This is a genomic window from Pseudomonas sp. IT-P260, assembly GCF_949768395.1.
In the GTDB taxonomy this organism is placed as follows: Bacteria; Pseudomonadota; Gammaproteobacteria; order Pseudomonadales; family Pseudomonadaceae; genus Aquipseudomonas; species Aquipseudomonas parakoreensis.
On the sequence record NZ_CATKPO010000022.1, the window covers coordinates 1 to 26253 of the forward strand.

The window sequence follows — 26253 nt, forward strand, 5'->3', positions numbered from 1 at the left end:
GTTTTTCACCGCTTTCGACCGAGAAGATCGAACCGTCAAAAGCGCCAAACATCCCGACCCTCTCAACTCCTTCCAGGCTTCGGTGAACTGAAGCAACCCGCTGCCGAAAACTTCGTAACTCATTGAATCTCAAGGAGTTTTTCGTTTCGACTGCGCCGGAAGTGGGGCGAATTATAGAGACTCAGAATCTGCCGTCAACCCTTATTTTCATAAATCTGTCACATCGGTCAAAAAAGCCCCGAAACGCGAAGGCCGACCTTATTAGGTCGGCCTTCTTTGCATTGCCCCTCTACTTACAAGCTAGGAAACGCGAACTGCGAAGCTTCATGGCTCGCACGCTGCGGCCAGCGCTGGGTGATGGCCTTGCGACGGGTATAGAAGCGCACACCATCCGGGCCATAAGCATGAAGGTCGCCGAACAGCGAACGCTTCCAGCCACCGAAACTGTGGTAAGCCACCGGTACCGGCAGTGGTACGTTGACGCCGACCATGCCGACTTCAATCTCGTCACAGAACAGACGCGCCGCTTCACCGTCACGGGTGAAGATGCAGGTGCCATTACCGTATTCGTGATCGTTGATCAGCTTCATCGCCTCTTCCAGGCTGTTCACGCGAACCACGCACAACACGGGTCCGAAGATCTCTTCCTTATAGATGCGCATCTCAGGGGTGACGTTGTCGAACAGGCAGCCGCCGAGGAAGAAGCCCTCTTCGTTACCTGGAATGCTCAAGCCGCGACCGTCGACCACCAGGGTCGCGCCCGCTGCCACGCCGTCATCGACATAGCCGCTGACCTTGTCCCGCGCCTGACCGGTCACCAGTGGCCCCATGTCCAGCCCACACGAAGTGCCGGCACCGATTTTCAGCGCCTTGATCTGCGGGACCAGTTTGGCCACCAGCGCATCCGCCACCTGATCGCCGACACACACTGCGACCGAAATCGCCATGCAGCGCTCACCGCACGAACCGTAAGCCGCGCCCATCAATGCGCTGACTGCATTGTCCAGGTCCGCATCCGGCATCAACACCGCATGGTTCTTCGCCCCGCCCAGTGCCTGAACGCGTTTGCCGCGCTTGGTACCTTCGGCGTAGATGTATTCGGCAATCGGCGTCGAGCCGACAAAGCTCAGCGCCTTGACTTCCGGCGCTTCGATCAGCGCATCCACCGCGGTCTTGTCGCCATGCACCACGCTCAGCACGCCTTTCGGCAAACCGGCTTCCAGCAGCAGTTGGGCGATCAGCAGCGTCGAGCTCGGGTCACGCTCGGACGGTTTGAGGATGAAGCAGTTACCGCAGACGATCGCCAACGGATACATCCAAAGCGGCACCATCGCCGGGAAGTTGAACGGCGTGATACCGGCAACCACACCCAGTGGCTGAAAGTCCGACCAGGCGTCGATGTTCGGGCCGACGTTGCGGCTGTACTCGCCCTTGAGGATTTCCGGCGCGGCGCAGGCGAACTCGACGTTCTCGATACCGCGCTTGAGTTCACCGGCGGCGTCTTCGAGAGTCTTGCCGTGCTCTTCGCTGATCAATTGCGAGATGCGCGCTTCGTTCTGCTCCAGCAGTTGCTTGAAGCGGAACATCACCTGGGCACGTTTGGCCGGAGGGGTGTTGCGCCATGCCGGGAACGCAGCCTTGGCAGCGTCGATCGCGTGTTGAATGGTTTCGCGGGTGGCCAGCGGCAGCTTGTGGATCGCCTGACCGGTGGACGGGTTGAACACATCAACCGCGCGACCGTTCTCGGTCACCAGTTCGCCATTGATCAAATGCGGGATAACGCTCATCGAAAACTCCTGAATTCTTGTGTACAGACGCCCGCATGGGGCGCCTGTTATTCGCAGGTATATATAGAGGGAAAAATCAGTCGAGCTTGCTCAGCACTTCGCCAACCGCGTCGAACAGACGATCGAGGTCTTGCGGCTTGCTGTTGAAAGTCGGGCCGAACTGCAGGGTGTCGCCGCCGAAGCGCACGTAGAACCCGGCTTTCCACAGGGCCATGCCGGCTTCGAACGGACGCACAATGGCGTCGCCGTCACGGGCCGCAATCTGGATCGCACCGGCCAGGCCGTAGTTACGGATATCGATGACGTTCTTCGAACCTTTCAGGCCGTGCAGGGCATTTTCGAAATGCGGGGCAACCTCGGCCACGCTCTGCACCAGGTTTTCCTTTTGCAGCAAGTCGAGTGCCGCCAGACCAGCGGCGCACGCCACCGGATGCGCCGAGTAGGTATAGCCGTGGGGGAATTCCACCGCATATTCCGGCGTCGGCTGATTCATGAAGGTCTGGTAGATCTCGGAGCTGGCAATCACCGCGCCCATCGGGATCGCGCCGTTGGTGACTTGCTTGGCGATGCACATCAGGTCCGGAGTCACGCCAAAGCTCTCGGCGCCAAACATCGATCCGGTGCGGCCGAAACCGGTGATCACTTCGTCGAACACCAGCAGGATGTTGTGCTGATCGCAGATCTCGCGCAGACGCTTCAGGTAACCCTGAGGCGGAACCAGCACACCAGCGGAACCGGCCATCGGCTCAACGAATACCGCCGCGATGTTCGAAGCGTCGTGCAGTTCGATCAACTTCAGCAGCTCATCGGCCAGAGCGATACCGCCCTGCTCCGGCATGCCACGGGAGAATGCGTTGCTGGCCAGCAGCGTGTGCGGCAGGTGATCGACATCCATCATCGCCTGACCGAACAGTTTACGGTTGCCGTTGACGCCGCCAAGGCTGGTACCGGCGATGTTCACACCGTGGTAGCCACGGGCACGGCCGATCATTTTGGTCTTGGTCGACTGACCTTTCAGGCGCCAGTAGGCACGGACCATTTTCACCGCGGTGTCGGCGCATTCGGAGCCGGAGTCGGTGAAGAACACGTGGTTCAGGTTGCCCGGGGTCAGCTCAGTGATCTTTTCCGCCAACTGGAACGACAGCGGATGGCCGTACTGAAAGCCTGGCGAGTAATCGAGGGTGCCCAGTTGTTTGAATACCGCTTCCTGAATTTCCTTGCGGGTGTGCCCGGCGCCGCAGGTCCACAGACCGGACAGCGAATCGTAGATCTTGCGGCCCTTGTCATCGAACAGCCAGCTGCCCTCGGCACCGACGATCAAACGCGGATCGCGCTGGAAGTTGCGGTTGGCGGTGTACGGCATCCAGTGCGCGTCCAGCTTCAGTTGGCTGGCCAGTGGCGACGGCGCGTTTTCAGGCATGTTCATCGGGCAAAACCTCGCAGGGCATAAGCATCAGGGAGATAAAAAGCGTTGTTGCAGCTAAATTGCCACGCGGATAAAGTCGGTGAAATCCAACTTTTCTAACCTTCAGTTAGAAGCCTGCTAAACAATGAGAACAACAGCATGAGCAGTCGTCGCCCCGATCCGCTGGCCCAGGTCAGTGATTTTGATATTCGCCTGCTGCGGATTTTCCGCAGTGTGGTGGAGTGCGGCGGCTTCTCGGCGGCGGAAACCGTGCTTGGCATCGGTCGCTCGGCGATCAGCCAGCAAATGAGCGATCTCGAACAGCGCCTTGGCCTGCGTTTGTGCCAACGCGGCCGCGCCGGGTTCTCGCTGACCGAAGAGGGCCGCGAGGTTTATCAGTCAGCGCTGCAACTGTTAAGTGCGCTGGAAAGTTTCCGCACCGAGGTCAATGGCCTGCACCAGCACCTGCGTGGCGAACTGATCATTGGCCTGACCGACAACCTCGTCACCCTGCCCCACATGCGCATCACCCATGCCCTCGCCCAGCTGAAGGAGCGCGGGCCGGACGTGCAGATCCAGATTCGCATGATCGCTCCCAACGAAGTCGAACAAGGCGTGCTCGACGGTCGCCTGCATGTCGGCGTGGTGCCGCAGGCCAGCGCACTGTCGGGGCTGGAATATCAGCCGTTGTACAGCGAACGCTCACTGCTTTATTGCGCGGTGGGTCATCCGCTGTTTTATGTCGATGACAAGCAGCTGGATGACGAACGCCTGAACAGTCAGGACGCGATTGCGCCGACGTTCCGTTTGCCGGCGGAAATTCAGGCGCATTACCAGGCACTCAACTGCACCGCCAGCGCTTCCGACCGTGAGGGCATGGCGTTTCTGATTCTGACCGGGCGTTATATCGGTTATCTGCCGGATCACTACGCCAGTCTGTGGGTGCAGCAAGGGCGCTTGCGTGCGCTGAAATCGACGACGCGTTTTTATGACTTGAGCCTCGCATCGGTCACGCGCAAGGGGCGGCGCCCTCATTTGGTGCTGGAGAGCTTTCTGGAGAGCCTGGCGGCGACGCGTTGAAAGCAAGATCAACAGATCGCAGCCTCCGGCAGCTCCTACATTTGGCAATCGCAATCCCTTAAAGCTGAGCAAGTGGACAGGTTTTTGCAGTGAAGGGTGAACTCGATCCCTGAACAAGAAGCCAAACCCATGCAGCCAGATTCTGAACCGTCCAGCGAACTGATCTACGGCCTCGATGACCGCCCAAAACCACCGGCAGCTATCCTCGCCGCCCTGCAACACGTGCTCGCCAGTTTCGTCGGCATCATTACCCCGCCGCTGGTGATCGGCTCGGCTCTCGGCTTGACCGCGCACTTGCCGTATCTCATCAGCATGGCGTTGATGGTTTCAGGGGTCGGCACCTTTATTCAAGCGCGGCGACCGTTCGGCATCGGCGCCGGGATGATCTGTTTGCAAGGCACCAGTTTCGCCTTCCTCGGCGCAGTGCTGTCGGCCGGGTTTCTGGTCAAGCAGCGCGGCGGCAGTCCGGAGGACATTCTGGCGATGATCTTCGGCGTGTGCTTCTTCGGCGCCGTGGTGCAGATCGTCCTCAGCCGTTTCATCGGTCAGTTGCGCCGGGTCGTCACGCCGCTGGTGACCGGGATCGTCATTACTCTGATCGGCATCAGCCTGATCAAAGTCGGCATTACCGATCTGGGCGGTGGTTTCAATGCGCCGGACTTCGGCGCCCCGGGCAATCTCGCGCTGGGGGTGTTCGTGTTGCTGACGATCATCCTGCTCAACCGTTCGAACACGCCGTGGGTGCGGCTGTCGGCAATCATCATCGGACTGCTGCTGGGCAGTCTGGCCGCGTGGTTCAGCGGGAAACTGGTTCCGCAGGCATTGCCTGACTTGCCGCTGGTCAGTCTTCCTGCACCCTTCAAGTTCGGATTCAGCTTTGACTGGACAGCTTTCCTGCCCGTCGCGCTGATTTATCTGATCAGCACCATCGAAACCGTCGGTGACCTCACGGCCAATTGCATGCTCGCCCGTCAGCCGATCAGCGGCCCTTCTTATATAAGCCGTTTGCGCGGCGGCGTACTCGGCGACGGCGTGAGCTGCATGATCGCCGCCACCTTCAGCGCCTTCCCCAACACCACGTTCGCGCAGAACAACGGCGTGATTCAGTTGACCGGCGTGGCCAGCCGCTATGTCGGGCTGTACATCGGCGCGATTCTGTTTTGTCTCGGCCTGTTCCCCATGATCGGCGCGGTGCTGCAGCAGATCCCGAAACCGGTGCTCGGTGGCGCCACCCTGGTGATGTTCGGCAGCGTCGCCGCAGCCGGGGTGCGGATTCTCGCGCAGTCGCCGCTGGACCGCCGCAGCATGCTGATCATCGCCACCTCGCTCGGCGTCGGCCTGGGCATCGCCGCGCAACCGAACCTGCTGCACCTGTTGCCGAAACTGGTTCAGAACCTGTTCGACTCGGCAATTACCAGCGGTGGCCTGACCGCGATCATCCTCTGCCTGTTGCTGCCGGAGGCGAAAACCTCGACCGTCGAATCCGGCGCATCGTTGAACAAGATCGAACAGGCGTAACGGTTTTATTGCATCAGGACTTGTCGGATGCCTGTGGGTGCGTTATCAACGCAACTGGTTGCACCCACAGACAAACCGGAAGTGCCTATGACCTTTGAAGTCCCAGCCCATGGCGGCAAACCCGCCAGCCGCATTCGTCAGAAGAACGAAGAGACCATCCTCAAAGCCGCCGAAGACGAGTTCGCCCGTCACGGGTACAAAGGCACCAGCATGAACACCATTGCGCAGAATGCCGGGTTGCCCAAGGCAAACCTGCATTACTACTTCACCAACAAGTTGGGGTTGTATGTGGCGGTGCTGAGCAACATCATCGAGCTGTGGGACAGCACCTTCAATACCCTGACCGCCGATGACGATCCAGCCGAAGCGCTGACCCGCTACATTCGCGCCAAGATGGAATTCTCCCGCCGTCAGCCGCAGGCCTCGCGGATCTTTGCGATGGAAGTGATCAGCGGCGGCGAGTGCCTGACCGAGTATTTCAACCAGGATTACCGCGCCTGGTTTCAGGGGCGCGCGGCCGTTTTTCAAGCGTGGATCGATGCGGGCAAGATGGACCCGGTGGATCCGGTGCACCTGATTTTCCTGCTGTGGGGCAGCACCCAGCATTACGCCGACTTCGCCACGCAGATCTGTCGCGTCAGCGGTCGCAGCAAGTTGACCAAGCAGGACATGGAAGACGCCGGCAACAACCTGATCCGCATCATTCTCAAAGGCTGCGGCCTCACCCCGACTGTTTAAGACGTTTATGCCTTTCACCCTCAGCGGTTTTTGCGAGTACCGCGAAGAGATTCGCAAAAGCCGCTTCATCACCTTCGCCGCGCCGATCGCCAGCCCCGCCGACGCGCAGGCGTTCTTTGAACAACACAGCGACCTGAATGCCTCGCACAACTGCTGGGCGTGGAAACTCGGTGCGCAATACCGCAGCAACGACGACGGCGAACCCGGCGGCACCGCCGGACGGCCGATTCTGGCGGCCATCGAAGCGCAGGATTGCGATCAGGTCGCGGTGCTGGTGATCCGCTGGTATGGCGGCATTCAACTGGGCACCGGCGGTTTGGCCCGAGCCTATGGCGGCGGCGCGAACAAGTGCCTGCAAGCGGCGGCAAAAGTCGAGTTGATCAGCCGTGTGCCGCTCAGTTGTGCCTGCTGCTTTGCCGAGCTGGCGCTGGTGAAGCTGCGGGTGGCGGATCTGGGTGGCTTGGTAGTGGAAGAAAACTTCACTGCCAATGGTGTTGAATTGCGGTTGGCGCTGGGTGAGGCGCAGATCGATCTGCTGCAAACGCAATTGGCGGACTTGAGCCGTGGGCGGATTGTGCTGCAGCGTTAGATGAGTAAAAGATCGCAGCCTTCGGCAGCTCCTACACAAGACTTTGCGTTTCCCCTGTAGGAGCTGCCGAAGGCTGCGATCTTTTAGGGCAGCCCACAATCTGCTTATTCCACGGAGTTGCCCACATCTGCTGTGCACCCGACTGTGGATAACCTGAGCACATTTGGCTGTAACCCTTCTGTCACGTGGCTTTGCGCGATTTGCTCATTTTTCGTCCACTCCATCTGAAAAAAGACTAATCCCGCGTAAAAACAAATAGTTAGCGCTGTTTATCACCAATGGAAGATAGCACTGCAGCGCTTATGCCAAGGATTTCCAATTGCACACAAATACTGTGGAGCAACCTGTGGATAACCCGTTCATGGCTGGCGCAGCCGCAGGGTCTGCATAGGCCCCACGCATTTGCTCGTTTTTTGATCAGTTGCCTACGGGCAAAACTGGAGCCTGATCAACGGCTTTGCTCCCAATTGGTGCCGTACCTCCCAAACATTTGCCCTTCGACGCTCTACGGCAACCGTTGCCGTACGAGGGCCGCCAAGGTTCCTGACTCAATGGCCAGGAAATTGCTTTATCCACAGGCACAACTCCAAGTCAGTCGAGCCTGTCATGCCAAGCCCAGATTCAACGCCGCGCCTGCAACTGCGCCAGATCAGCAAACGCTACCCCGGTTGTCTGGCCAATGACGCCATCGACCTGAGCATCGCGCCCGGAGAAATCCACGCCCTGCTCGGTGAGAACGGCGCGGGCAAAAGCACGCTGATGAAGATCATCTACGGCGTGACCCAGGCCGATGCCGGCGAAATGCTCTGGCAAGGTCAGCGGGTGAATATTCGTAATCCGGCGCAGGCCCGGCAGTTGGGGATCGGCATGGTGTTCCAGCATTTCTCGCTGTTCGAAACCCTCAGCGTCGCGCAGAACATTGCCTTGGCGATGGGCGCCAGGGCCGGCACGCCGAAACAGCTTGAGCCGAAAATTCGCGAAGTGTCGCGCCGCTACGGCATGGCGCTGGAGCCGGAGCGACTTGTCCACAGCCTGTCGATTGGCGAGCGGCAACGGGTGGAGATCATTCGTTGCCTGATGCAGGACATTCGCCTGCTGATCCTCGACGAGCCGACGTCGGTGCTGACGCCGCAAGAGGCGGACGAACTGTTCATCACCCTGCGCCGCCTCGCCGCCGAGGGCTGCAGCATTCTGTTTATCAGCCACAAGCTCGCGGAAGTGCGCGCGCTGTGCCATAGCGCCACGGTCTTGCGCGGCGGGCGGGTCGCCGGGCATTGCCGGCCGGCCGAATGCTCGGATCAGCAGTTGGCGCAGATGATGGTTGGCGAAGCGGCAGCACTGATCGGCGAATATCCGAAGGTCAGTGGCGGCGCGGACTTTCTACAGGTCAACGGCTTGAGCTGGCACAACCCCGATCCCTTCGGCTGCTCGTTGAGCGACATCAACCTGCAAGTGCGCGGCGGCGAAATCGTCGGCATCGCCGGGGTCGCGGGCAATGGCCAGGATGAGTTGCTCGCCCTGCTCAGCGGTGAACAAACCCTGCCCCGCGACGGCGCGACAACGATTCGTTTCGCCGGGCAAGCGGTCGCCGATTTGCGTCCGGATGCGCGGCGCCAACTCGGTCTGGCGTTCGTCCCGGCAGAACGCCTGGGCCACGGCGCAGTGCCGGAACTGAGCCTTGCCGACAACGCCTTGCTCACGGCCTTTCAACAGGGGCTGGTGAGCAACGGTTTGATCGAGCGCAGTAAAGTCGAAGCCCTCGCCCAACAGATCATTCAGCGCTTCGGGGTGAAAACCCCGGGCACTCACGCGGCCGCGCGCAGCCTGTCCGGCGGCAATCTGCAGAAATTTATCCTCGGCCGGGAAATCCTCCAGCAACCGAAACTGCTGATCGCCGCGCACCCGACCTGGGGCGTCGACGTGGGTGCGGCGGCGACCATTCACCGCGCGCTGATTGCCCTGCGCGATGCCGGTGCGGCAATCCTGGTGATCTCCGAAGACCTCGACGAACTGTTCCAGATCAGCGACCGCCTCGGCGCCCTGTGCGCCGGGCGTCTGTCGCCGATGCAGAACACCACCGACACCCTGCTGAGCGATGTCGGCGGCTGGATGGCCGGGCACATCAACCCCACGCATTCATCGGCCACGGCCTGACGGAGTTTTCCCAACATGCTGCTTTCCCTCGAACCCCGTGGCCAGCAATCGCGCCTGATGTTGTGGTGCTCGCCGTTGCTGGCAGCACTGCTGACACTCGGTTGCGGCTCGCTGTTGTTCATCGCCCTGGGGCATGATCCGCTGCAAACCTTGCACACGTTGTTGATCGCACCGGTCAGCGATCTGTATGGCGTCTCCGAACTGCTGGTCAAGGCGCTGCCTATTCTGCTTTGCGCACTCGGTCTGGCCGTGGCTTATCAAGCGCGAATCTGGAACATCGGCGCCGAAGGCCAGTTGCTCCTCGGTGCACTCGCCGGCAGTGCCTTGGCGGTGAACATCATCGACCTGCAGAGCCGTTGGGCGCTGGTGCTGATTCTGCTCACCGGGACCTTCGCCGGGGCCGCTTGGGCCGGGCTGACGGCATGGCTGCGCACGCGCTTCAACGCCAACGAAATCCTCACCAGCATCATGCTCAATTACATCGCGCTGAACCTGTTGCTGTTCTGCGTGCACGGGCCACTGAAGGATCCGGCCGGCTACAACTTTCCCGAGTCGGCGATGTTCGGCGACGCCAGTCGCCTGCCGCTGCTGATGGAGGATGGTCGGGTGCATGCCGGGGTGTATTTCGCCTTGCTCGCGCTGGTCGCGGTGTGGGTGTTGTTGCAGAAAAGCTTTGTCGGTTTCCAGATCAAAGTGCTCGGTCTGGATAAACGTGCGGCGGGGTTTGTCGGCTTTCGCGAGAAACGCCTGACCTGGCTCGCGCTGTTGATCAGCGGCGGTTTGGCCGGGCTGGCCGGGGTCTGCGAAGTGACCGGGCCGATTGGGCAATTGGTGCCGCAAGTCTCGCCGGGCTATGGCTATGCAGCAATCACCGTGGCGTTTCTCGGGCGGTTGAACCCGATCGGGATTCTGTTCTCAAGCCTGCTGATGGCGCTGCTGTACATCGGCGGCGAGAGCGCGCAGATGACCCTGAATCTGCCGCAAGCCATCACCCAACTATTCCAGGGAATGATGCTGTTTTTCCTGCTGGCCTGCGACGTGCTGATTCTCTATCGGCCACGCCTGAAACTGCGCTGGGCACGGCGCGCGTCGACCACCGCCGTAACCGCCGGAGCGCTGTGATGGATATCGATCTGCTGAGCAATATTTTCTACGCCATGGTGCGTTGCGGCACGCCACTGCTGTTGGTGGCACTGGGTGAGTTGATCTGCGAGAAGAGTGGCGTGCTCAACCTCGGCCAGGAAGGGATGATGCTGTTTGGCGCGGTGATCGGTTTTATCGTCGCCCTCAACAGCGGCAACCTGTGGCTCGGCGTGTTGTTGGCGATGCTCGCGGGGATGCTGTTGTCATCGCTGTTTGCCCTGGTGGCGCTGGTGTTCAATGCCAATCAGGTGGCAACCGGATTGGCATTGACGATTTTCGGCGTGGGGCTTTCAACTTTTGTCGGTGCCGCATGGGTCGGTAAGCCACTGGCCGGATTCGAGCCGTTGGCGATTCCGTACTTGAGTGATATTCCGCTGATTGGACGGATGCTGTTTGCTCAGGACTTGCTGGTGTACCTGTCGTTCGCGCTGTTTGCGCTGGTGGCTTGGGTGATCATCAAGAGCCGTGTCGGGTTGATCATTCAGGCCGTTGGCGAGAACCCGGACGCGGCCAGTGCGATGGGCCTGCCGGTGCTGACCGTGCGCACGCTGGCGGTGCTGTTTGGCGGGGCGATGGCCGGGTTGGCCGGGGCGTATCTGTCGCTGGCGTACACGCCGATGTGGGCGGAAAACATGACCGCCGGACGCGGCTGGATCGCCTTGGCGCTGGTGGTGTTTGCCAGTTGGCGGGTGTGGCGCTTGTTGCTCGGGGCTTATCTGTTTGGCCTCGCCAGCATCCTGCATCTGGTGGCGCAGGGCTTGGGGCTGGCGATTCCGTCGAGCCTGCTGGCGATGCTGCCGTATGTGGCAACGATTGTGGTGTTGGTGCTGTTGTCGCGGGATGCGGTGCGGACTCGGTTGTATGCGCCGGTGTCGTTGGGGCAGCCGTGGCAGGCCGGGCATTAGACGGTGATGTCACTGGCCTCATCGCTGGCAAGCCAGCTCCCACAATGTCGGTGTTGTAGACATGATGTGCGAACATCGCTGAGCGGCCTGCGAATTTGGGAAGCAAGCATGCTAAAGCCTGGAGTATGCTCCGGGGTCAACAGCTCTTTTGAGAGCCGGTTCGATGTGCTGCGACGAGCGTTGCAACAACGACTCGGTCAGGCGTGTCCATTGAATCCGTGAACCGTAACTTTCAAGGAATTCCGTCATGTCCCAGGCAAAACACGCACTGATCATCGGCGCCTCCCGCGGCTTGGGCCTCGGGCTGGTGAAAACCCTGCTGGCCGACGGCTGGCAAGTGACCGCTACCGTGCGCAATCCGCAAAAGGCCGAGGCGCTGCAAGCGCTGGGCAAGGTGCGGATCGAGAAACTCGACATGGACGACCAGCAAGCGGTGATCGCCCTGAGCCAACAGCTCAAGGGCGAAACTTTCGACCTGCTGTTCGTCAACGCTGGAGTCAAAGGTCCGGAGGTGCAAACCCCGGGCGGCGCGACCCTGGCCGAAGTCGGCCAGTTGTTCTTCACCAACGCCGTGGCGCCGATCAACCTCGCGCAACGCTTCGTCGGGCAAATCCGCGATGGCAGCGGCGTGCTGGCGTTCATGAGTTCTGGTCTGGGCAGCGTGACCGTACCGGACGCGCCGGAGCTGGCGCTGTACAAGGCCAGCAAGGCCGCGCTGAATTCCATGACCAACAGTTTCGTCACTCAGTTGGGCGAGCAGAAACTGACCGTGCTGTCGCTGCATCCGGGCTGGGTGAAGACGGACATGGGCGGTGAAGGTGCTGACCTGGATGTAGAGACCAGCACCCGTGGGCTGATTGATCAGGTGAATGCTTATACCGGCAAGGGTGGACATCACTTCATCAACTACAAGGGTGAAACGATCCCCTGGTAAACACTGAAGATCCCAATGTGGGAGCGAGCCTGCTCGCGAATGCGGTGTGTCAGACCATGGATGTATCGACTGATACGACGCCTTCGCGAGCAGGCTCGCTCCCACAAGGGTTGTGTGGTGAATGGTCGGGTTGGGCTTGCCCGCTACCGCGATTTGTTTGAAACTCCGCACCTCGTCCAACGCGGCGACCCTGGATCAGCAGACAGGGCAACACTGAGCTGGCAACCCTGAACCCCACTTTCAGAGGAGCCGGCCACAATGCCTGCGACCCGTACCTGGTTAAAAAATCCCCTCGCCATTTTCACGGCCAACGCGCTCGATGCCCGTGGCGGTCTGGTGCTGCAAGACGGCGTGATCGTCGAAGTGCTGGCAGCCGGTCAGCAACCTTCGGCACCGTGCAATGAAGTGTTCGATGCCCGCGAGCATGTGATCCTGCCGGGCCTGATCAACACCCATCACCACTTCTATCAAACCCTGACCCGCGCCTGGGCGCCGGTGGTCAATCAGCCGTTGTTCCCATGGCTGAAAACCCTGTACCCGGTGTGGGCGCGGCTGACCCCGGAAAAACTCGCTCTCGCGACGAAAGTGGCTTTGGCTGAACTGCTGCTGTCGGGTTGCACCACCGCCGCCGACCATCATTACCTGTTCCCGGACGGCTTGGAAAACGCCATCGACGTGCAAGTCGACACCGTGCGTGAACTGGGCATGCGCGCCATGCTCACTCGCGGCTCGATGAGCCTCGGCGAGAAGGACGGCGGCCTGCCACCGCAGCAGACCGTGCAGGAAGGTCAGGTGATTCTCGACGACAGTCAGCGTCTGATTCACGAGTACCACGAGCGCGGCGACGGTGCGCAAATCCAGATCGCTATGGCGCCTTGCTCGCCGTTTTCGGTGACCCCGGAAATCATGTCGGCCAGCGCCGAACTGGCGGACAAACTCGATGTACGCCTGCACACCCATCTGGCCGAAACCCTCGACGAGGAAGATTTCTGCCTGCAGCGTTTCGGCCTGCGCACCGTGGATTATCTGGACAGCGTCGGCTGGCTCGGCCCGCGCACCTGGCTGGCCCATGGCATCCACTTCAACCCGGATGAAATCGCTCGCCTCGGCCAGGCCGGCACCGGTATCTGCCATTGTCCGAGTTCGAACATGCGCCTGGCTTCCGGCATCTGCCCAAGCATCGATCTGACCAATGCCGGCGCGCTGTTCGGTCTGGGCGTGGACGGCTCGGCCTCCAACGATGCGTCGAACATGATCCTCGAAGCGCGGCAGGCGTTGTACATTCAGCGTCTGCGTTATGGTGCGGAGAAGATCACCCCGGAACGCGTGCTCGGCTGGGCAACCAAAGGCTCGGCGAGCCTGTTGGGGCGTACCGACATTGGTGAGCTGGCGGTGGGCAAGCAGGCGGACCTGGCGCTGTTCAAGCTCGATGAGCTGCGCTTCTCGGGGAGCCATGATCCGATTTCGGCGCTGTTGTTGTGCGGTGCCGATCGTGCCGATCGGGTGATGATTGGTGGCCAGTGGCGGGTGATTGATGGCCAGGTTGAAGGACTGGATCTGAAAGGCCTGATCGCCGATCACAGCCAGGCGGCTCGGCAGTTGATCGCAGGCACCTGATCCGATAAAAACCCTGTAGGAGCTGCCGCAGGCTGCGATCTTTTGATCTTGATTTTAAGAACAAGATCAAAAGATCGCAGCCTGCGGCAGCTCCTACACCGGATTTGTGGTGGTCTTAGAGACCCAACAGCGACAGCATGATAAACGTCGCAAACAGCACAAAGTGAGTCATGCCTTCGATGGCATTGGTCTCCCCGTCATTCAGGTTGATCGCACTGACGATCAGCGTGATGAAGATCATCACCGTCTGCACCGGGGTCATCGCCATTTGAAATGGCTGGCCGGTGTACAGCGCCATCGCTTCCATCACCGGCACGGTCAAAATCACCGTCGACAGTGACGCGCCCATCGCGATGTTCACCACCGATTGCATGCGGTTGGCCAACGCGGCACGCAACGCCGTCAGAATTTCCGGCGCGGCGGAAATCGCCGCCACCAGAATCGCCGTGATCACCGGCGGTGCGCCCGTGCCTTCCAGGCCCAGATCGAGGGTCTTGGACATCACTTCGGCCAGTGCGCCGATCACCACCACGCCGAACACCAGAATGCCGACCGACCACGCCAGGCTCAGCGGTTTCGGCTCATTTTCCACCGGTTCTTTCTTGCGGCGCTTATCCGGGTAGCTGTAGCTGAAAAAGTAACTGTGCGGCCCGACCTGCATGCGCAGGAACAGCGCGTAAAGCACCACCATCGCACCGATGGTGAACGCTGAATAAATTTTCCAGTTGGCCGCCGGAATAAACTCCGGCACCACCATCGACACGCCCATGGCGGTGAGGATCATCACGCTGTAGCTGCGCGCCGAATCGTCGTTGTACGACTGCTCGCCATGCTTGAGTCCGCCCATCAACGCGGCGAGGCCGAGGATGCCGTTGATGTCGAGCATCACCGCCGAATAGATCGTGTCACGCACCAGCGTGGCGGACGCTTCGTTGCTCATCATGATCGCCAGGATCACCACCTCCACCAGCACCGCAGCGAGGGTCAGGATCATCGTGCCGTAGGGGTCGCCGACTTTTTCGGCGAGCAGTTCGGCATGATGGGCAACGCGCATCGAAGCCGCGACGATGAAAGTGATCAGCACCAGACCGCAGATCAGCGCGACGATCTGGCCGCTATGGAGCATCCAGTGTTCCAGCGGATAGGCGATGCACGCGGCAATCACCGCCAGCAGCAGAAAGCTTTCTTGCTTGAAAATCGTGAGCATGGCGGGCCTTTTTGCCGAGAGGTTCGAATGAGCTACTGACTGCGGCGCGGCGCTAACGTTTCGTTACACCTTAGCGCACCAGCCGATAGCGTGAATCCGCTGACTTGCACTGCGTTGGTTCCGGCGCTGAAAAGATCGCAGCCTGCGGCAGCTCCTACAGGTTTCCCATTCCCCTGTAGGAGCTGCCGCAGGCTGCGATCTTTTGCTTTGTTGTCCTGTTGGTCAGCAATTTGCATTGCCCCTGACCACACACAACAAAATGGAGTTCGAATTCATGCAAATACGTCCGCTGCACAAACTGCTGTGCGCCGCCATCGGTCTGGGGATCAGCCTGAGCGCCAGCGCTGCCGATCCGCTGAAGGTCGGTTTCGTCTACATCGGCCCGATCGGCGACCACGGCTGGACGTATCAGCATGAACAGGGACGCAAGGCGCTGGCGGAGAAATTCGGCGCGCAGATCACCACCAATTACGTCGAGAACGTGGCCGAGGGCGCCGACGCCGAGCGGGTGATCCGCAACATGGCCAAGGACAATTACGACCTGATCTTCACCACCTCCTTCGGCTACATGAACCCGACGCTGAAAGTCGCCAAACAGTTTCCCAAGGTGACCTTCGAACACGCCACCGGCTACAAGCAAGACAAGAATCTCGGCACCTATCTGGCGCGCACTTACGAGGGTCGCTACGTCGGCGGCTTCCTCGCGGCGAAGATGACCAAGACCAAGAAAATCGGCTACGTCGCCTCGTTCCCGATTCCGGAAGTGATCCGCGACATCAACGCGATCCAGTTGGCGTTGAACAAGTACAACCCCGGCACTGAAATCAAAGTGGTGTGGGTCAACTCGTGGTTTGACCCGGGCAAGGAAGCCGACGCCGCCAACGCTTTGATCGATCAGGGCGTGGACGTGGTGTTCCAGCACACCGACAGCCCGGCGCCGATCCAGGCCGCTGAACGGCGTGGCGTGTACGCTGTGGGTTACGCCTCGGACATGGCGCACTTCGGCCCGAAAGCGGTGCTGACTTCGATCGTCAATGACTGGGCGCCGCATTACATTCAAGCGACCCAGAGCGTGATCGACCACAGCTGGAAATCCCAGGATTACTGGGGCGGGCTGAAAGAAGGCACGGTTGAACTGCCGATCAGCGAGCTGGTGCCGGCACCGGTGAAAGCCGAGGCCGAACAGATCATCGCCGACATCAAGAGCGGTGCGCTGCAACCGTTCACCGGGCCGATCAAGGATCAGGCCGGCGTGGAGAAAATCCCTGCCGGTGTGAGCGCAACCAATGCCGAACTGGCGTCGATGAACTACTACGTTGAAGGCATGAAGGCCGAGATGCCGAAGTAAATCTCCGATTCACCACACAAAACCCTGTGGGAGCGAGCCTGCTCGCGAAGAGGGAGTGTCATTAAACAAAAATGTTGTCTGACACTCCCTCTTCGCGAGCAGGCTCGCTCCCACATTGGAAACTCAGCGTATTCAAGGATTGTGTATGGATCAGCTTCCGGTCATCGACATCAGCCCGCTCTATTCCACCGACCAAAACGCCTGGCCCGCCGTCGCCGCGCAGATCGACCAGGCCTGCCGCGAATGGGGCTTTTTCTACATCAAGGGCCATCCGATTTCCGCGCAGCGCATCGACTCGCTGCTCGACCACGCCCAGCGTTTTTTTGCGCAACCGGCAGAAGAAAAACTGCGGATCGACATCACCCGGACCCGCCACCATCGCGGCTACGGCGCCATCGCCACCGAACAGCTCGACCCGGACAAACCCAGCGACCTCAAGGAAACCTTCGACATGGGCCTGCACTTGCCGGCGGATCATCCCGACGTGCTCGCGGAAAAACCGCTGCGCGGGCCGAATCGCCATCCGGCGCAAGCTGGCTGGGAAACGCTGATGGAGCAGCATTACCTCGACATGCAGGCGCTCGCGCAAACCCTGCTGCGGGCGATGACGATTGCGCTGGGGATCGAGCGCGACTTCTTCGATTCGCGCTTCGTTGAGCCAGTCAGCGTACTGCGGATGATCCACTACCCACCACGCCACACCGCCAGCAGCGCCGAACAGCAAGGCGCCGGAGCGCACACCGATTACGGCTGCATCACCCTGCTCTATCAGGACAGCGCCGGCGGCCTGCAAGTGAAGAACATCAACGGTGAATGGATCGACGCGCCGCCCATTGACGGCACCTTCGTGGTCAACCTCGGCGACATGATGGCGCGCTGGAGCAATGACCGTTATCGCTCGACTCCGCACCGGGTGATCAGCCCGCTGGGGGTAGACCGCTATTCGATGCCGTTCTTCGCCGAGCCGCATCCGGATACTCGCATCGAATGCCTGCCCGGTTGTCAGGACGCACAGCATCCGGCGAAATATCCGACCACCACCTGCGCAGAATTCCTGCTGTCACGCTTTGCCGATACCTACGCCTATCGTCGAGAGCCGCAAGCGGTCTGATGGATCGCTTGGTCAGGTTTTGCCAATTGTTTCGGCGAGCATCTGTAGAATGCCGTCATTGCACCTGATGAGAAAAGCATATGTACGACTGGCTCAACGCCCTGCCCAAGGCTGAACTGCACCTGCATCTGGAAGGCTCGCTGGAGCCCGAGCTGCTGTTCGCCCTGGCCGAACGCAACAAGATCGCCCTGCCGTGGAGCGATGTCGAAACCCTGCGCAAGGCTTACGCCTTCAACAACCTGCAGGAATTCCTCGACCTGTATTACCAAGGCGCCGACGTGCTGCGCACCTCGCAGGACTTCTACGACCTGACCTGGGCTTACCTGCTGCGCTGCAAAGCGCAGAACGTGATTCACACCGAACCGTTCTTCGACCCGCAGACCCACACCGACCGCGGCATCCCGTTTGAAGTGGTGCTCAACGGCATCGCGGCGGCACTCAAGGATGGCGAACAGCAACTGGGCATCACCAGCGGTTTGATCCTGAGCTTCCTGCGCCACCTGAGCGAAGACGAAGCACAGAAAACGCTGGATCAGGCGCTGCCGTTCCGTGATGCGTTTGTCGCCGTCGGTCTCGACAGCTCCGAGATGGGTCACCCGCCGAGCAAGTTCCAGCGTGTGTTCGACCGCGCCCGCCACGAAGGCTTCCTGACCGTCGCCCACGCCGGGGAAGAAGGCCCGCCCGAGTACATCTGGGAAGCCATCGACCTGCTGAAAATCCAGCGTATCGACCATGGCGTACGCGCCATCGAAGACGAACGCCTGATGCAGCGGATCATCGACGAGCAAATCCCGCTGACCGTGTGCCCGCTGTCGAACACCAAACTCTGCGTGTTCGATCACATGTCGCAGCACAACATCCTCGACATGCTCGAGCGTGGAGTGAAGGTCACCGTCAACTCGGATGACCCGGCGTACTTCGGCGGTTACGTCACCGAGAACTTCCACGCGCTGCACGAACACCTGGGCATGACCCAGGATCAGGCCAAGCGCCTGGCGCAGAACAGCCTGGATGCGCGGCTGGTAAAACCGTAAGCAACACCGCATAACCAATGTGGGAGCGAGCCTGCTCGCGAAGGCTTCGTGTCAGTCACAGTTTGAGTTGTCTGACACACCGCTTTCGCGAGCAGGCTCGCTCCCACATTTATACCGGTGTCGACTCTGTAAGCTCTTCCAATGTCTTGCCCCGCGTCTCCATCCCGAACAGCCACACCACCCCCGCCGCAATCGCAAAGCACAGCGCCCCCAGTGCAAACACTCCGCCCTGCCCGGTAATCGGGAACACCAATCCGGTCACCAGCGGCCCGAGCAGCGAACCGACACGGCCAATCGCTGAGGCAAAGCCCGAACCTGTGGCGCGCGCCGAAGTCGGGTACAACTCCGGCGTGTAGGTGTAGAGCACCGCCCACATGCCGAACAGGAAAAACTGCATCAACAATCCCGAGCCGATCAACAGCGCGACATTGCCACCAAACACCGCACTCTGGCCGTAGATGAACGCCATGACCCCGCCGCCCAGCAAAGTGACGATGCACACCGGTTTGCGCCCCCAGCGCTCCACCAGCCACGCCGCCATCAGAAACCCGGGAATCCCGCCCAGTGAAATCAGCACGGTGTAATACACCGACTGGGTCACGGCGAAACCCGACTGCTGCAACAAGGCACTGAGCCACGACGTCAGCCCGTAAAAACCGAGCAAGGCGAAAAACCACAGGCTCCAGATCATCGTCGTGCGCTGGCGGTATTGCGGCGACCAGATCTGCTGCAGGGCCGAGAAGAAGTTGCCCGGGGGCGTCACTGTCCTTGGCAGGCGCACCGGCTCAGGCAATGTCGCAACGCCAAGAGACGTGCGCACCCGTGCCTCGATGGCGCCGAGGACCTTGTCCGCCGCTTCGTGACGTCCGGCCTGCTCCAGCCAGCGCGGTGATTCGGGAATGAAAAAACGGATCGCCAGCACAAACACCGCCGGTACCGCCAGTACCAGGAAGATGTCGCGCCAGCCAATCAACGGCAGCAGGAAGTAAGACAGTACGCCGGCAGCGACAAAACCCAATGGCCAGAAACCGTCCATCAACGCGATGTAGCGACCGCGCCGTTGCGCCGGGATCAGCTCCGAGAGCATCGACTGCGCAATGGGAAACTCCATACCCATGCCGATCCCCAGCAGGATGCGGAACAGTGTCAGGCTCTCGACCGTTTGTGCGGTCGAACACAGATAACTGGCCACGCCCCACAACACGATGCTCCACTGAAACACCGGTTTGCGTCCGAAGTGGTCGGCGAGCAGGCCCGACAGCGATGCCCCCAGCACCATCCCGAAAAAACTCGAACTGGCGAGCAGGCCGGCTTGTGCACTGCTCAGGCCAAACTCGCTTTTGATCGAGCCGAGCAGGAACGTCATCATGGCCAGGTCCATGGAATCGAAAAAGAACGCCAAGGCGATGATGATGAAAATGACCCGGTGATAACCGCTGAGCGGCAGCCGTTCCAGGCGTTCTGCCGCGCTGAAGTTTCGCGTATCCATACCTCATCCCCCATCCACGAAGTGTGCGGACCGAGTGTGCGCGATAACGCCTCAACGCTTTTTCTGGATACGACCTGTTCGCAGTCACAGACGACGCAAGCCACGAAGTGTTGACCGGCGAATGCTCTATTACGCCAGTTCCAGCTCGACTTCCTTGGCGAAACAGTGAATTTCCCGCTGTCCGGCCGGCGTGACTTGCAATGCGCGAGAATCCTTGGGCAGCACCAGCCAGCCGGACTGCATGAACAATTGCAGCAACGCGGCGCCCAGTGAACCGCCCAGATGCGGACGGCGTTCGCTCCAGTCCGGACAGGCACACGCCACCTGGGCCTTGCGATGGGCCAGGGCCTGAATGAACACCCCGCGATTCGCCAGCTGCGTCGAGCCTTTGAGCGTCACCACGACCCGCTGCTCGATCTGTTCGATCCAACCGGCATCGAGCAAACGCTGGTACAGATCGGCGGCCAGCGTGCCGCCCAAATGATCGTCGCAAAAGCGCGCACGCAGCAGCGAGGACGGCGCGGTTCGTGGATTGTTGATCGGCGTCGAGCGTTTGAATACGTGAGGGACGTCCCGTGGCGCACTGGCAATCGTGGCACTGGCCAGGGCTTCAATGGCGGCTGCGATTTCCGGAGCCGCCAGGCGGAAGAAGCGCTTGCGCCCACGGACCTCGACTTTCAACAGGCCACCCGCGGACAAACGCCCCAGATGCGCACTGGCCGACGACGGCGACAGCCCTGCCAGCAGCGCCAGCTCCTCGGTCTGGCGGGCCGAGCCATCCATCAACGCCCACATCATCGCGCTGCGCTTGGGGTCGGCCAGCAGCGTGGCGATCTGGCTGATGCAAGGTGCATGTTCCATGTATTCACTCCCTGTTGAATCGTATCGTCTACTGCTCGAAGACATCTTGACCTGTAATGTGTCGTCGGCCAAGACGGGTAAAACGCCATGAGCCGGTGCAAGCCAGGTCAGCACTGCGACACCCGTTGATGGCGTGTTCACAGCGTTTGTATGGCGCAGGCACGGCCCTGGAAAAACCGGCCTGATTCTGCCCTGGCCAGTTGTCGGTGCAGGTTTGAGGCGGTCGCTAGTATAAGCGGGATGCACGCTGCTTCCTGCGCCGTGGCTGACACGAATGGTGATAGTTCCTGAGTGAAATTTCGCTAATTGCCTGCGACTAATGATCAACTTTCGGGAAATGGGGAAATTGACTACTCAATTCGACGCATCGGCTGGCGAGCATTTCCCTTAAAAGGTTTACCGGCTTACTCAATTGCGCGCGATGGGCGCACAACAGATTCAGCGGAGCACGCTCGCAGAGAAGCTCCGGCAGCAACACTTTGAGGCGTCCGGCGAGGACATCGGTGCCGACATCGAGCCACGATTTATAAGCAATGCCCGCCCCCGCCACCGCCCACAACCGTACGACGTCGGCGTCATCACTGAAGCGATCACCACTGACCGTCAGTCCGACTTCGCGCTTGCCGTCATGAAAACTCCAATGGTCATGCACGCGGCTGCCGAGCATGTACAGCAGGCAATTGTGCTGCGCCAATTGTTCGAGCTGACGCGGCTCGCCGTGGCGCGCCAGGTAGGCCGGCGAGGCGCAGAGCACGCGGCGATTGTCCGGGGCGATGGGCAGGGCCACCAGACTTGAATCTTCCGGTTCGCCGTAGCGCAGGGCGATGTCCACTGGCTGGCGGAACAGGTCGGCGATACGGTCACCGAGCAACAGCCGCACGGTCAGCTTCGGGTGCTCGCGCTGAAACTCGTCGAGCCAGGGCAACAACATGTTGCGCCCGAAATCCGAGGGCGCCGACAACTGCAGGATGCCGCTGACCTGATCCTGCGCGCTGGAGAGAAAACGCCGGCCTTCGTCCAGCGAACCGAGCGCGGCCCGGGCATATTCGAGAAAGCCTTCGCCCTCGGCGGTCAGGCGCAGGCTGCGGGTCGAACGCGCCAGCAAGCGCACGCCCAGTTGCTGTTCGATACGCTTGAGCGCGGCGCTGGCCACCGCGGCAGACATGTCCATCACTCGCGCGGCTGCCGACAGACTGCCCAAGTCCGCAGCGCGAACGAACAACTGTAAATCGTCGAAACGCAGCATTCTCAGCCTCGATTATCAAAATAAAATTGAAAGAGACTGCTCTTTTAGCCGGTTTTATCGCGCCGAGAAATAGCCAATGATTGGCCCAAGCCCATTTATCCCGCGACTGGAGCCAAACATGTCCAAAGCATTCACCGCCATCGCCACCCTGATCGCTAAACCCGGTCAACAGGACACCCTCGAAAACGCCCTGCGCGAACTGGTTGAGCCGAGTCGCGCCGAAGAAGGCTGCAGCCAGTACGACCTGCATCGCGACCTCGCCGATCCGCTGACCTTTTATGTGATCGAACACTGGGCCAGCGAGGAAATCCTTTCGGCGCACAACGCCAGCGCGCACTTCCAGAATTTCCAGGCCACAGCCGGCCACTGTATCGAACACTTCCAATTGAAACGCCTGGGCAGCATCGCCTGAGCCCTTCTTCTATTACCGTTACGGAGCAAATCATGAAAGCCATCGCCTATTACGCTTCCCTGCCGATCAGCGACGAAAATTCCCTGCAAGACATCGAACTGCCGGAGCCGGTCGCCGGCCCGCGCGACCTGCTGGTGGAAGTCAAAGCCATCTCGGTCAACCCGGTCGACACCAAGGTGCGGCAGAACGTGGCGCCGGAAAACGGCGCGGCAAAAGTGCTGGGCTGGGACGTCGCCGGCGTGGTCAAAGCCGTCGGCAGTGAAGTGACGCTGTTCAAGGCCGGCGACAAGGTGTTCTACGCCGGCTCCATCGCCCGTGCCGGTGGCAACAGCGAACTGCACGTGGTGGATGAGCGGATTGTCGGCCACATGCCCAAGTCCCTGGGTTTCGCCGAAGCCGCTGCCCTGCCGCTGACCGCGATCACCGCGTGGGAATTGCTGTTCGAACGCCTGCAGATCCGTGAGGGCAAGACCGATGAAGGTCAAAGCCTGCTGATCGTCGGCGCCGCTGGCGGTGTCGGTTCGATCCTCACCCAACTGGCCCGCCAGTTGACCGGCCTGAAGGTGATCGGTACCGCGTCCCGTGCACAGACTCGCGACTGGGTGACTGAGCTGGGCGCCGATCTGGTGATCGATCACAGCCAGCCGTTGAGCGAAGAGCTGCAGCGCGCCGGCATCGATCACGTGACCCACGTCGCCAGCCTGACCCAGACCGATCTGCACCTCGATCAACTGGTCGAGGCCTTGGCGCCGCAAGGCAAACTGGCGCTGATCGACGATCCTAAGTCACTGGACGTGAGCAAACTCAAGCGCAAGAGCCTGTCGCTGCACTGGGAATTCATGTACACCCGCTCGCTGTTCGAAACCCCGGACATGATCGAACAGCACAAACTGCTCAACCGCGTGGCCGAGCTGATTGATGCGGGGACCTTGAAGACTACGGTGGGCGAGCATTTCGGCACGATCAATGCGGCGAACCTGCGACGCGCGCACGAGTTGCTGGAAAGCGGCAAAGCCAAGGGCAAAATTGTTTTAGAAAGTTTCTGAAAAACCGAACGTCGTCATCAGCGCCAGTCCTTTTAAGGGCCGGCGCTGTTTTTTGCCGTCAGTCAGATGCTTGATCGTTGTCACAAATGCGATCGTATTCAGGTCTACACTCGAAACCTCTGCGATGCATCTTTTACACGAGGGAGGTCAGCAATGAAGATCCTGATAAAAGAAGTGGCAAAGTCTCAATGGCAGGTTCGTCTGGACCAGCACGCCGTGACCTTTCGCAGTGAAGCCGAGGCGCTCGCCTTCACCCGCACCCTCGAAGCGCGCCTGCACGCGCCCCATCAGATTCCCCAGCCCGGACAACAACGCGCCGTCGGCTGAAGTTCAGGCTTCGGCCTGTGCTTGAGCCAGTGCCCGGGCATTCTGCAAACGCCGGGTGTACATCGCAATGCTCACCACCAGTAGTCCGCACAGGCTGATGACCATGGCCATCGGCATGGCGCTGCCATCGTGCAGGACACCCACCAGCGAGGCCGCGCCGGAGGCCACGCTGAATTGCAGGCAGCCCATCAGCGCCGAGGCACTCCCGGCGCGCGCGCCCTGGCCATTCATCGCGCATGCCGCAGCATTGGGCAGGATGCAGCCGAGGCTGGCAATGCACACGAACAACGGAATCAACAGCGGCCACAATGCTTCGGTGTGCATCGCGCTGACCGCGAGCAGCGAAACGCCGGCCAACAGGTATACCCATACCGCTCGCGCCAGCAGGAAGGACGGACCGCGCTTGGCCAGCAGCCGCGCGTTGACCTGAGCCACCAGAATGAAACCCGCTGCATTGGTGCCGAACAGCCAGCCGAAATGCTCGGCGGGTACGCCGTACAGTTTGATGAAGACAAATGGTGAGCCGGCGATGTAGGAAAACATCCCGGCGACCGCGATACCGCCGGTCAGTGCGTGGCCGAGAAACACCCGGTCGCCGAACAACCGACCGTATTGACGCAACGCACCGGACAGCGGCTGGCGCGGCACATAGGCCGGCAGGCTTTCCGGTAACCCCAGCGCCACAGCGAGGCCGGCCAGTGCACTAAAGCCAGTCAGCACGAGGAAGATCGACTGCCAGCCCGTGGTGTTGACCAGCAGACCGCCGAGCAATGGTGCGAGGATTGGCGCCAAACCCATCACCAGCATCAACTGCGAGAAGACTTTCGCCGATCCGACGGCATCGCATTTGTCGCTGACCACCGCCCGGGAAATCACCATCCCCGCGCAGCCGCCCAAGGCCTGGACGAAGCGGGCCCCGATCAGCCATTGCAGATTCGGCGCATAGGCGCAGGCTAACGAGGCCAGCGTGAACAAGCCGACACCGACCAGCAGCGGCAGGCGCCGACCAAAACGGTCGGCCACCGGGCCATACAACAACTGCCCGATCGACAGACCGGCGAAATACGCTGCCAGGGTCAGTTGGACGTGCTTTTCATCGGTGCCAAAGGCCAGCGCCATTGACGGGAACGCCGGCAGATAGAAGTCGATCGCCAGCGGACCGAAGGCGCTCAAGGCACCGAGAATCAGAATGGTACGGAAGTTCATCAGGCATCCAGGTTGGATTGGAGTCGGCAGCCCGACAGTCTAGCCGCGCAAAGACACCTTGAACATTCCGATAGCTCGCTAACTATTAAAAAGTCAGACGAACTGCACTGTGGAGTTTGCCTGCAAAGATCAAAAGATCGCAGCCTTCGGCAGCTCCTACATTGGAATGCGTTTCCTGTAGGAGCTGCCGAAGGCTGCGATCTTTTGGCTTTTGATCATCCGGCGAGTTTTACCGGGTAGCCCTCTTCGCTGATGATCTCGATCACCTGCTCGGGGCTGAGCGAACTCTCGACGCCGACTTCTTTGGCCGCCAGATCGACCCGCACGCTCGCCGCCGGATCTTTCGCCTGCACGGCGTTGGTGATGGCTTTGACACAGTGGCCGCAGGACATGCCTTGAACGCTGAACACTTGCATGGAGGGACTCCTTTGAGTGAGGTTGCCGGCAGTGTCGAGCTTGCCACCATGGCAAGGTCAAGTTCTGCGTAAAACTGCCGGGCTGGCAATCGGCGCTGCGCTCAGCCAAGCTGCGTGCATCAATGACTCAAATTCAGGAGATTCAGCCATGCGCTGGTCAGCTTTCAGCCTGTTTGGCTTGCTCAGCCTCTTTGCCGCCCTGCCTCAGGCCAATGCAACCGGCGAGGACTATGCGGTTCTGATCATCTCGCGCGAGCGCCTGGAAGTGCCGACTTCCTGCGAGATTGGCGTATATCTCAATGACGAACTGGCGGCGCGCCTGCTTCAGGAGCAGACCACTTCGTTCAACCTGCCGCACGGCACGATTTCCATTCGCCTGAAACAATTGCCTGGCCAGATGCCGGGGTGCCAGGCAGGCATGCTCGCGCCGCCCGCGCAGCAGATCTCGCTCAAGGCCGGCGATGTGCTCAAGTACCGGATCGCGGCCAACGCCAAAGGGCTGTACCTGCGACCTGCCGCCCTCGAATATTGAGTCAATGAAAAAGATCGCAGCCTTCGGCAGCTCCTGCATTGGAATGCAATCCACCTGTAGGAGCTGCCGAAGGCTGCGATCTTTTGCTTTTCAGATTGGCGCTTGACCTTGCCCGCATGGCAAGGTTGATCCTTGTAGACATCTTCTA

24 protein-coding genes are annotated in these 26253 nt (G+C 60.5%); 16 read left to right on the plus strand and 8 right to left on the minus strand.

Annotation, left to right across the window (positions count from 1 at the left end; translation table 11 throughout):
* Nucleotides 1-293 precede the first annotated feature (293 nt).
* Together ACM6HV_RS10830 and ACM6HV_RS10835 are read right to left on the minus strand one after the other, a co-directional pair.
* Entirely contained in the window at nucleotides 294-1787 is a 1494-nt protein-coding gene (locus tag ACM6HV_RS10830; protein WP_041067919.1) for a CoA-acylating methylmalonate-semialdehyde dehydrogenase, read from the minus strand.
* A gap of 76 nt (nucleotides 1788-1863) precedes the next feature.
* The gene (locus tag ACM6HV_RS10835) at nucleotides 1864-3213 is read right to left on the minus strand and encodes an aspartate aminotransferase family protein (RefSeq protein ID WP_414904175.1); all 1350 of its coding nucleotides are present in this window, start codon (nucleotides 3211-3213) and stop codon (nucleotides 1864-1866) included.
* Between the two features lie 138 nt (nucleotides 3214-3351).
* On the opposite strand from ACM6HV_RS10835, the gene ACM6HV_RS10840 reads away from it, so the two are divergent.
* The 9 genes from ACM6HV_RS10840 (at nucleotide 3352) to ACM6HV_RS10880 (ending at nucleotide 13870) form a co-directional block, all read left to right on the plus strand.
* Nucleotides 3352-4272, plus strand: a complete 921-nt coding sequence (locus ACM6HV_RS10840; protein ID WP_007968115.1) for a LysR family transcriptional regulator — start codon at nucleotides 3352-3354, stop codon at nucleotides 4270-4272.
* A gap of 129 nt (nucleotides 4273-4401) precedes the next feature.
* The gene (locus tag ACM6HV_RS10845; protein ID WP_414904176.1) at nucleotides 4402-5790 is read left to right on the plus strand and encodes a uracil-xanthine permease family protein; all 1389 of its coding nucleotides are present in this window, start codon (nucleotides 4402-4404) and stop codon (nucleotides 5788-5790) included.
* Between the two features lie 87 nt (nucleotides 5791-5877).
* Nucleotides 5878-6528, plus strand: a complete 651-nt coding sequence (locus ACM6HV_RS10850) for a TetR/AcrR family transcriptional regulator (RefSeq protein WP_047291099.1) — start codon at nucleotides 5878-5880, stop codon at nucleotides 6526-6528.
* A 7-nt stretch (nucleotides 6529-6535) separates the two neighbouring features.
* Nucleotides 6536-7117 (plus strand): IMPACT family protein, encoded by a 582-nt coding sequence (locus ACM6HV_RS10855; RefSeq protein WP_414904177.1) that lies wholly within the window; start codon nucleotides 6536-6538, stop codon nucleotides 7115-7117.
* A 606-nt stretch (nucleotides 7118-7723) separates the two neighbouring features.
* Complete coding sequence (locus ACM6HV_RS10860) at nucleotides 7724-9271, plus strand: ABC transporter ATP-binding protein (RefSeq protein WP_414904178.1); 1548 nt, start codon at nucleotides 7724-7726, stop codon at nucleotides 9269-9271.
* Nucleotides 9272-9286: 15 nt separating this feature from the next.
* Nucleotides 9287-10393 (plus strand): ABC transporter permease, encoded by a 1107-nt coding sequence (locus ACM6HV_RS10865; RefSeq protein ID WP_414904179.1) that lies wholly within the window; start codon nucleotides 9287-9289, stop codon nucleotides 10391-10393.
* Nucleotides 10393-11319, plus strand: coding sequence for an ABC transporter permease (locus ACM6HV_RS10870; RefSeq protein ID WP_145596310.1), 927 nt, complete (start codon nucleotides 10393-10395; stop codon nucleotides 11317-11319). Before ACM6HV_RS10865 ends, ACM6HV_RS10870 begins: the two co-directional genes overlap by 1 nt.
* A gap of 247 nt (nucleotides 11320-11566) precedes the next feature.
* Nucleotides 11567-12253 carry an SDR family oxidoreductase gene (locus ACM6HV_RS10875; protein WP_041067945.1) on the plus strand — a complete coding sequence of 229 codons (687 nt, stop codon included), beginning with the start codon at nucleotides 11567-11569 and terminating at the stop codon, nucleotides 12251-12253.
* A 258-nt stretch (nucleotides 12254-12511) separates the two neighbouring features.
* Nucleotides 12512-13870 (plus strand): 8-oxoguanine deaminase, encoded by a 1359-nt coding sequence (locus tag ACM6HV_RS10880; protein WP_414904180.1) that lies wholly within the window; start codon nucleotides 12512-12514, stop codon nucleotides 13868-13870.
* A gap of 115 nt (nucleotides 13871-13985) precedes the next feature.
* On the opposite strand, the gene ACM6HV_RS10885 is transcribed toward ACM6HV_RS10880, so the two are convergent.
* Nucleotides 13986-15077 carry a calcium:proton antiporter gene (locus ACM6HV_RS10885; RefSeq protein WP_145596304.1) on the minus strand — a complete coding sequence of 364 codons (1092 nt, stop codon included), beginning with the start codon at nucleotides 15075-15077 and terminating at the stop codon, nucleotides 13986-13988.
* A gap of 274 nt (nucleotides 15078-15351) precedes the next feature.
* On the opposite strand from ACM6HV_RS10885, the gene ACM6HV_RS10890 reads away from it, so the two are divergent.
* From ACM6HV_RS10890 to ACM6HV_RS10900, 3 genes are all read left to right on the plus strand, one after another.
* The gene (locus tag ACM6HV_RS10890) at nucleotides 15352-16425 is read left to right on the plus strand and encodes a BMP family ABC transporter substrate-binding protein (RefSeq protein WP_239778671.1); all 1074 of its coding nucleotides are present in this window, start codon (nucleotides 15352-15354) and stop codon (nucleotides 16423-16425) included.
* Between the two features lie 145 nt (nucleotides 16426-16570).
* Nucleotides 16571-17536 (plus strand): 2-oxoglutarate and iron-dependent oxygenase domain-containing protein, encoded by a 966-nt coding sequence (locus ACM6HV_RS10895; protein ID WP_414904181.1) that lies wholly within the window; start codon nucleotides 16571-16573, stop codon nucleotides 17534-17536.
* 80 nt (nucleotides 17537-17616) lie between these two features.
* Nucleotides 17617-18570 carry an adenosine deaminase gene (locus tag ACM6HV_RS10900; protein ID WP_003221371.1) on the plus strand — a complete coding sequence of 318 codons (954 nt, stop codon included), beginning with the start codon at nucleotides 17617-17619 and terminating at the stop codon, nucleotides 18568-18570.
* A 109-nt stretch (nucleotides 18571-18679) separates the two neighbouring features.
* Here ACM6HV_RS10900 and ACM6HV_RS10905 read toward each other — a convergent pair whose 3' ends face one another.
* The 3 genes from ACM6HV_RS10905 to ACM6HV_RS10915 all read right to left on the minus strand — a co-directional run bounded on the left by ACM6HV_RS10905 (nucleotide 18680) and on the right by ACM6HV_RS10915 (nucleotide 22166).
* The gene (locus tag ACM6HV_RS10905; RefSeq protein WP_414904182.1) at nucleotides 18680-20059 is read right to left on the minus strand and encodes an MFS transporter; all 1380 of its coding nucleotides are present in this window, start codon (nucleotides 20057-20059) and stop codon (nucleotides 18680-18682) included.
* A gap of 129 nt (nucleotides 20060-20188) precedes the next feature.
* Nucleotides 20189-20920: an ArsR/SmtB family transcription factor gene (locus tag ACM6HV_RS10910; protein ID WP_041067961.1), complete on the minus strand. Its 732-nt coding sequence runs from the start codon at nucleotides 20918-20920 to the stop codon at nucleotides 20189-20191.
* 316 nt (nucleotides 20921-21236) lie between these two features.
* Nucleotides 21237-22166, minus strand: coding sequence for a LysR family transcriptional regulator (locus ACM6HV_RS10915; protein ID WP_414904183.1), 930 nt, complete (start codon nucleotides 22164-22166; stop codon nucleotides 21237-21239).
* Between the two features lie 118 nt (nucleotides 22167-22284).
* On the opposite strand from ACM6HV_RS10915, the gene ACM6HV_RS10920 reads away from it, so the two are divergent.
* The 3 genes from ACM6HV_RS10920 (at nucleotide 22285) to ACM6HV_RS10930 (ending at nucleotide 23951) form a co-directional block, all read left to right on the plus strand.
* Nucleotides 22285-22578, plus strand: coding sequence for a putative quinol monooxygenase (locus ACM6HV_RS10920; protein WP_414904184.1), 294 nt, complete (start codon nucleotides 22285-22287; stop codon nucleotides 22576-22578).
* Nucleotides 22579-22610: 32 nt separating this feature from the next.
* The gene (locus tag ACM6HV_RS10925; protein WP_414904185.1) at nucleotides 22611-23624 is read left to right on the plus strand and encodes a zinc-binding alcohol dehydrogenase family protein; all 1014 of its coding nucleotides are present in this window, start codon (nucleotides 22611-22613) and stop codon (nucleotides 23622-23624) included.
* 153 nt (nucleotides 23625-23777) lie between these two features.
* Nucleotides 23778-23951 carry a hypothetical protein gene (locus ACM6HV_RS10930; RefSeq protein ID WP_169842458.1) on the plus strand — a complete coding sequence of 58 codons (174 nt, stop codon included), beginning with the start codon at nucleotides 23778-23780 and terminating at the stop codon, nucleotides 23949-23951.
* A 3-nt stretch (nucleotides 23952-23954) separates the two neighbouring features.
* Here ACM6HV_RS10930 and ACM6HV_RS10935 read toward each other — a convergent pair whose 3' ends face one another.
* Nucleotides 23955-25157 carry a multidrug effflux MFS transporter gene (locus tag ACM6HV_RS10935; RefSeq protein WP_041067973.1) on the minus strand — a complete coding sequence of 401 codons (1203 nt, stop codon included), beginning with the start codon at nucleotides 25155-25157 and terminating at the stop codon, nucleotides 23955-23957.
* 215 nt (nucleotides 25158-25372) lie between these two features.
* A complete protein-coding gene (locus ACM6HV_RS10940; protein WP_145596291.1) occupies nucleotides 25373-25573 on the minus strand; it encodes a cation transporter in 201 nt (66 codons plus the stop codon).
* Nucleotides 25574-25721: 148 nt separating this feature from the next.
* Here ACM6HV_RS10940 and ACM6HV_RS10945 point away from each other — a divergent pair, with 148 nt between their 5' ends.
* The gene (locus ACM6HV_RS10945) at nucleotides 25722-26105 is read left to right on the plus strand and encodes a hypothetical protein (protein WP_047291083.1); all 384 of its coding nucleotides are present in this window, start codon (nucleotides 25722-25724) and stop codon (nucleotides 26103-26105) included.
* Nucleotides 26106-26253 lie beyond the last annotated feature (148 nt).

What these genes read in the sequence shown, in the direction of transcription:
- ACM6HV_RS10840 (WP_007968115.1), top strand. Translation starts at nt 3,352, where the DNA reads ATGAGCAGTCGTCGCCCCGATCCGCTGGCCCAGGTCAGTGATTTTGAT.
- ACM6HV_RS10830 (WP_041067919.1), bottom strand. Translation starts at nt 1,787, where the DNA reads ATGAGCGTTATCCCGCATTTGATCAATGGCGAACTGGTGACCGAGAAC.
- ACM6HV_RS10930 (WP_169842458.1), top strand. Translation starts at nt 23,778, where the DNA reads ATGAAGATCCTGATAAAAGAAGTGGCAAAGTCTCAATGGCAGGTTCGT.
- ACM6HV_RS10910 (WP_041067961.1), bottom strand. Translation starts at nt 20,920, where the DNA reads ATGGAACATGCACCTTGCATCAGCCAGATCGCCACGCTGCTGGCCGAC.
- ACM6HV_RS10925 (WP_414904185.1), top strand. Translation starts at nt 22,611, where the DNA reads ATGAAAGCCATCGCCTATTACGCTTCCCTGCCGATCAGCGACGAAAAT.
- ACM6HV_RS10860 (WP_414904178.1), top strand. Translation starts at nt 7,724, where the DNA reads ATGCCAAGCCCAGATTCAACGCCGCGCCTGCAACTGCGCCAGATCAGC.
- ACM6HV_RS10890 (WP_239778671.1), top strand. Translation starts at nt 15,352, where the DNA reads ATGCAAATACGTCCGCTGCACAAACTGCTGTGCGCCGCCATCGGTCTG.
- ACM6HV_RS10920 (WP_414904184.1), top strand. Translation starts at nt 22,285, where the DNA reads ATGTCCAAAGCATTCACCGCCATCGCCACCCTGATCGCTAAACCCGGT.
- ACM6HV_RS10900 (WP_003221371.1), top strand. Translation starts at nt 17,617, where the DNA reads ATGTACGACTGGCTCAACGCCCTGCCCAAGGCTGAACTGCACCTGCAT.
- ACM6HV_RS10905 (WP_414904182.1), bottom strand. Translation starts at nt 20,059, where the DNA reads ATGGATACGCGAAACTTCAGCGCGGCAGAACGCCTGGAACGGCTGCCG.
- ACM6HV_RS10945 (WP_047291083.1), top strand. Translation starts at nt 25,722, where the DNA reads ATGCGCTGGTCAGCTTTCAGCCTGTTTGGCTTGCTCAGCCTCTTTGCC.
- ACM6HV_RS10895 (WP_414904181.1), top strand. Translation starts at nt 16,571, where the DNA reads ATGGATCAGCTTCCGGTCATCGACATCAGCCCGCTCTATTCCACCGAC.
- ACM6HV_RS10935 (WP_041067973.1), bottom strand. Translation starts at nt 25,157, where the DNA reads ATGAACTTCCGTACCATTCTGATTCTCGGTGCCTTGAGCGCCTTCGGT.
- ACM6HV_RS10835 (WP_414904175.1), bottom strand. Translation starts at nt 3,213, where the DNA reads ATGAACATGCCTGAAAACGCGCCGTCGCCACTGGCCAGCCAACTGAAG.
- ACM6HV_RS10870 (WP_145596310.1), top strand. Translation starts at nt 10,393, where the DNA reads ATGGATATCGATCTGCTGAGCAATATTTTCTACGCCATGGTGCGTTGC.
- ACM6HV_RS10845 (WP_414904176.1), top strand. Translation starts at nt 4,402, where the DNA reads ATGCAGCCAGATTCTGAACCGTCCAGCGAACTGATCTACGGCCTCGAT.
- ACM6HV_RS10850 (WP_047291099.1), top strand. Translation starts at nt 5,878, where the DNA reads ATGACCTTTGAAGTCCCAGCCCATGGCGGCAAACCCGCCAGCCGCATT.
- ACM6HV_RS10880 (WP_414904180.1), top strand. Translation starts at nt 12,512, where the DNA reads ATGCCTGCGACCCGTACCTGGTTAAAAAATCCCCTCGCCATTTTCACG.
- ACM6HV_RS10875 (WP_041067945.1), top strand. Translation starts at nt 11,567, where the DNA reads ATGTCCCAGGCAAAACACGCACTGATCATCGGCGCCTCCCGCGGCTTG.
- ACM6HV_RS10915 (WP_414904183.1), bottom strand. Translation starts at nt 22,166, where the DNA reads ATGCTGCGTTTCGACGATTTACAGTTGTTCGTTCGCGCTGCGGACTTG.
- ACM6HV_RS10855 (WP_414904177.1), top strand. Translation starts at nt 6,536, where the DNA reads ATGCCTTTCACCCTCAGCGGTTTTTGCGAGTACCGCGAAGAGATTCGC.
- ACM6HV_RS10885 (WP_145596304.1), bottom strand. Translation starts at nt 15,077, where the DNA reads ATGCTCACGATTTTCAAGCAAGAAAGCTTTCTGCTGCTGGCGGTGATT.
- ACM6HV_RS10940 (WP_145596291.1), bottom strand. Translation starts at nt 25,573, where the DNA reads ATGCAAGTGTTCAGCGTTCAAGGCATGTCCTGCGGCCACTGTGTCAAA.
- ACM6HV_RS10865 (WP_414904179.1), top strand. Translation starts at nt 9,287, where the DNA reads ATGCTGCTTTCCCTCGAACCCCGTGGCCAGCAATCGCGCCTGATGTTG.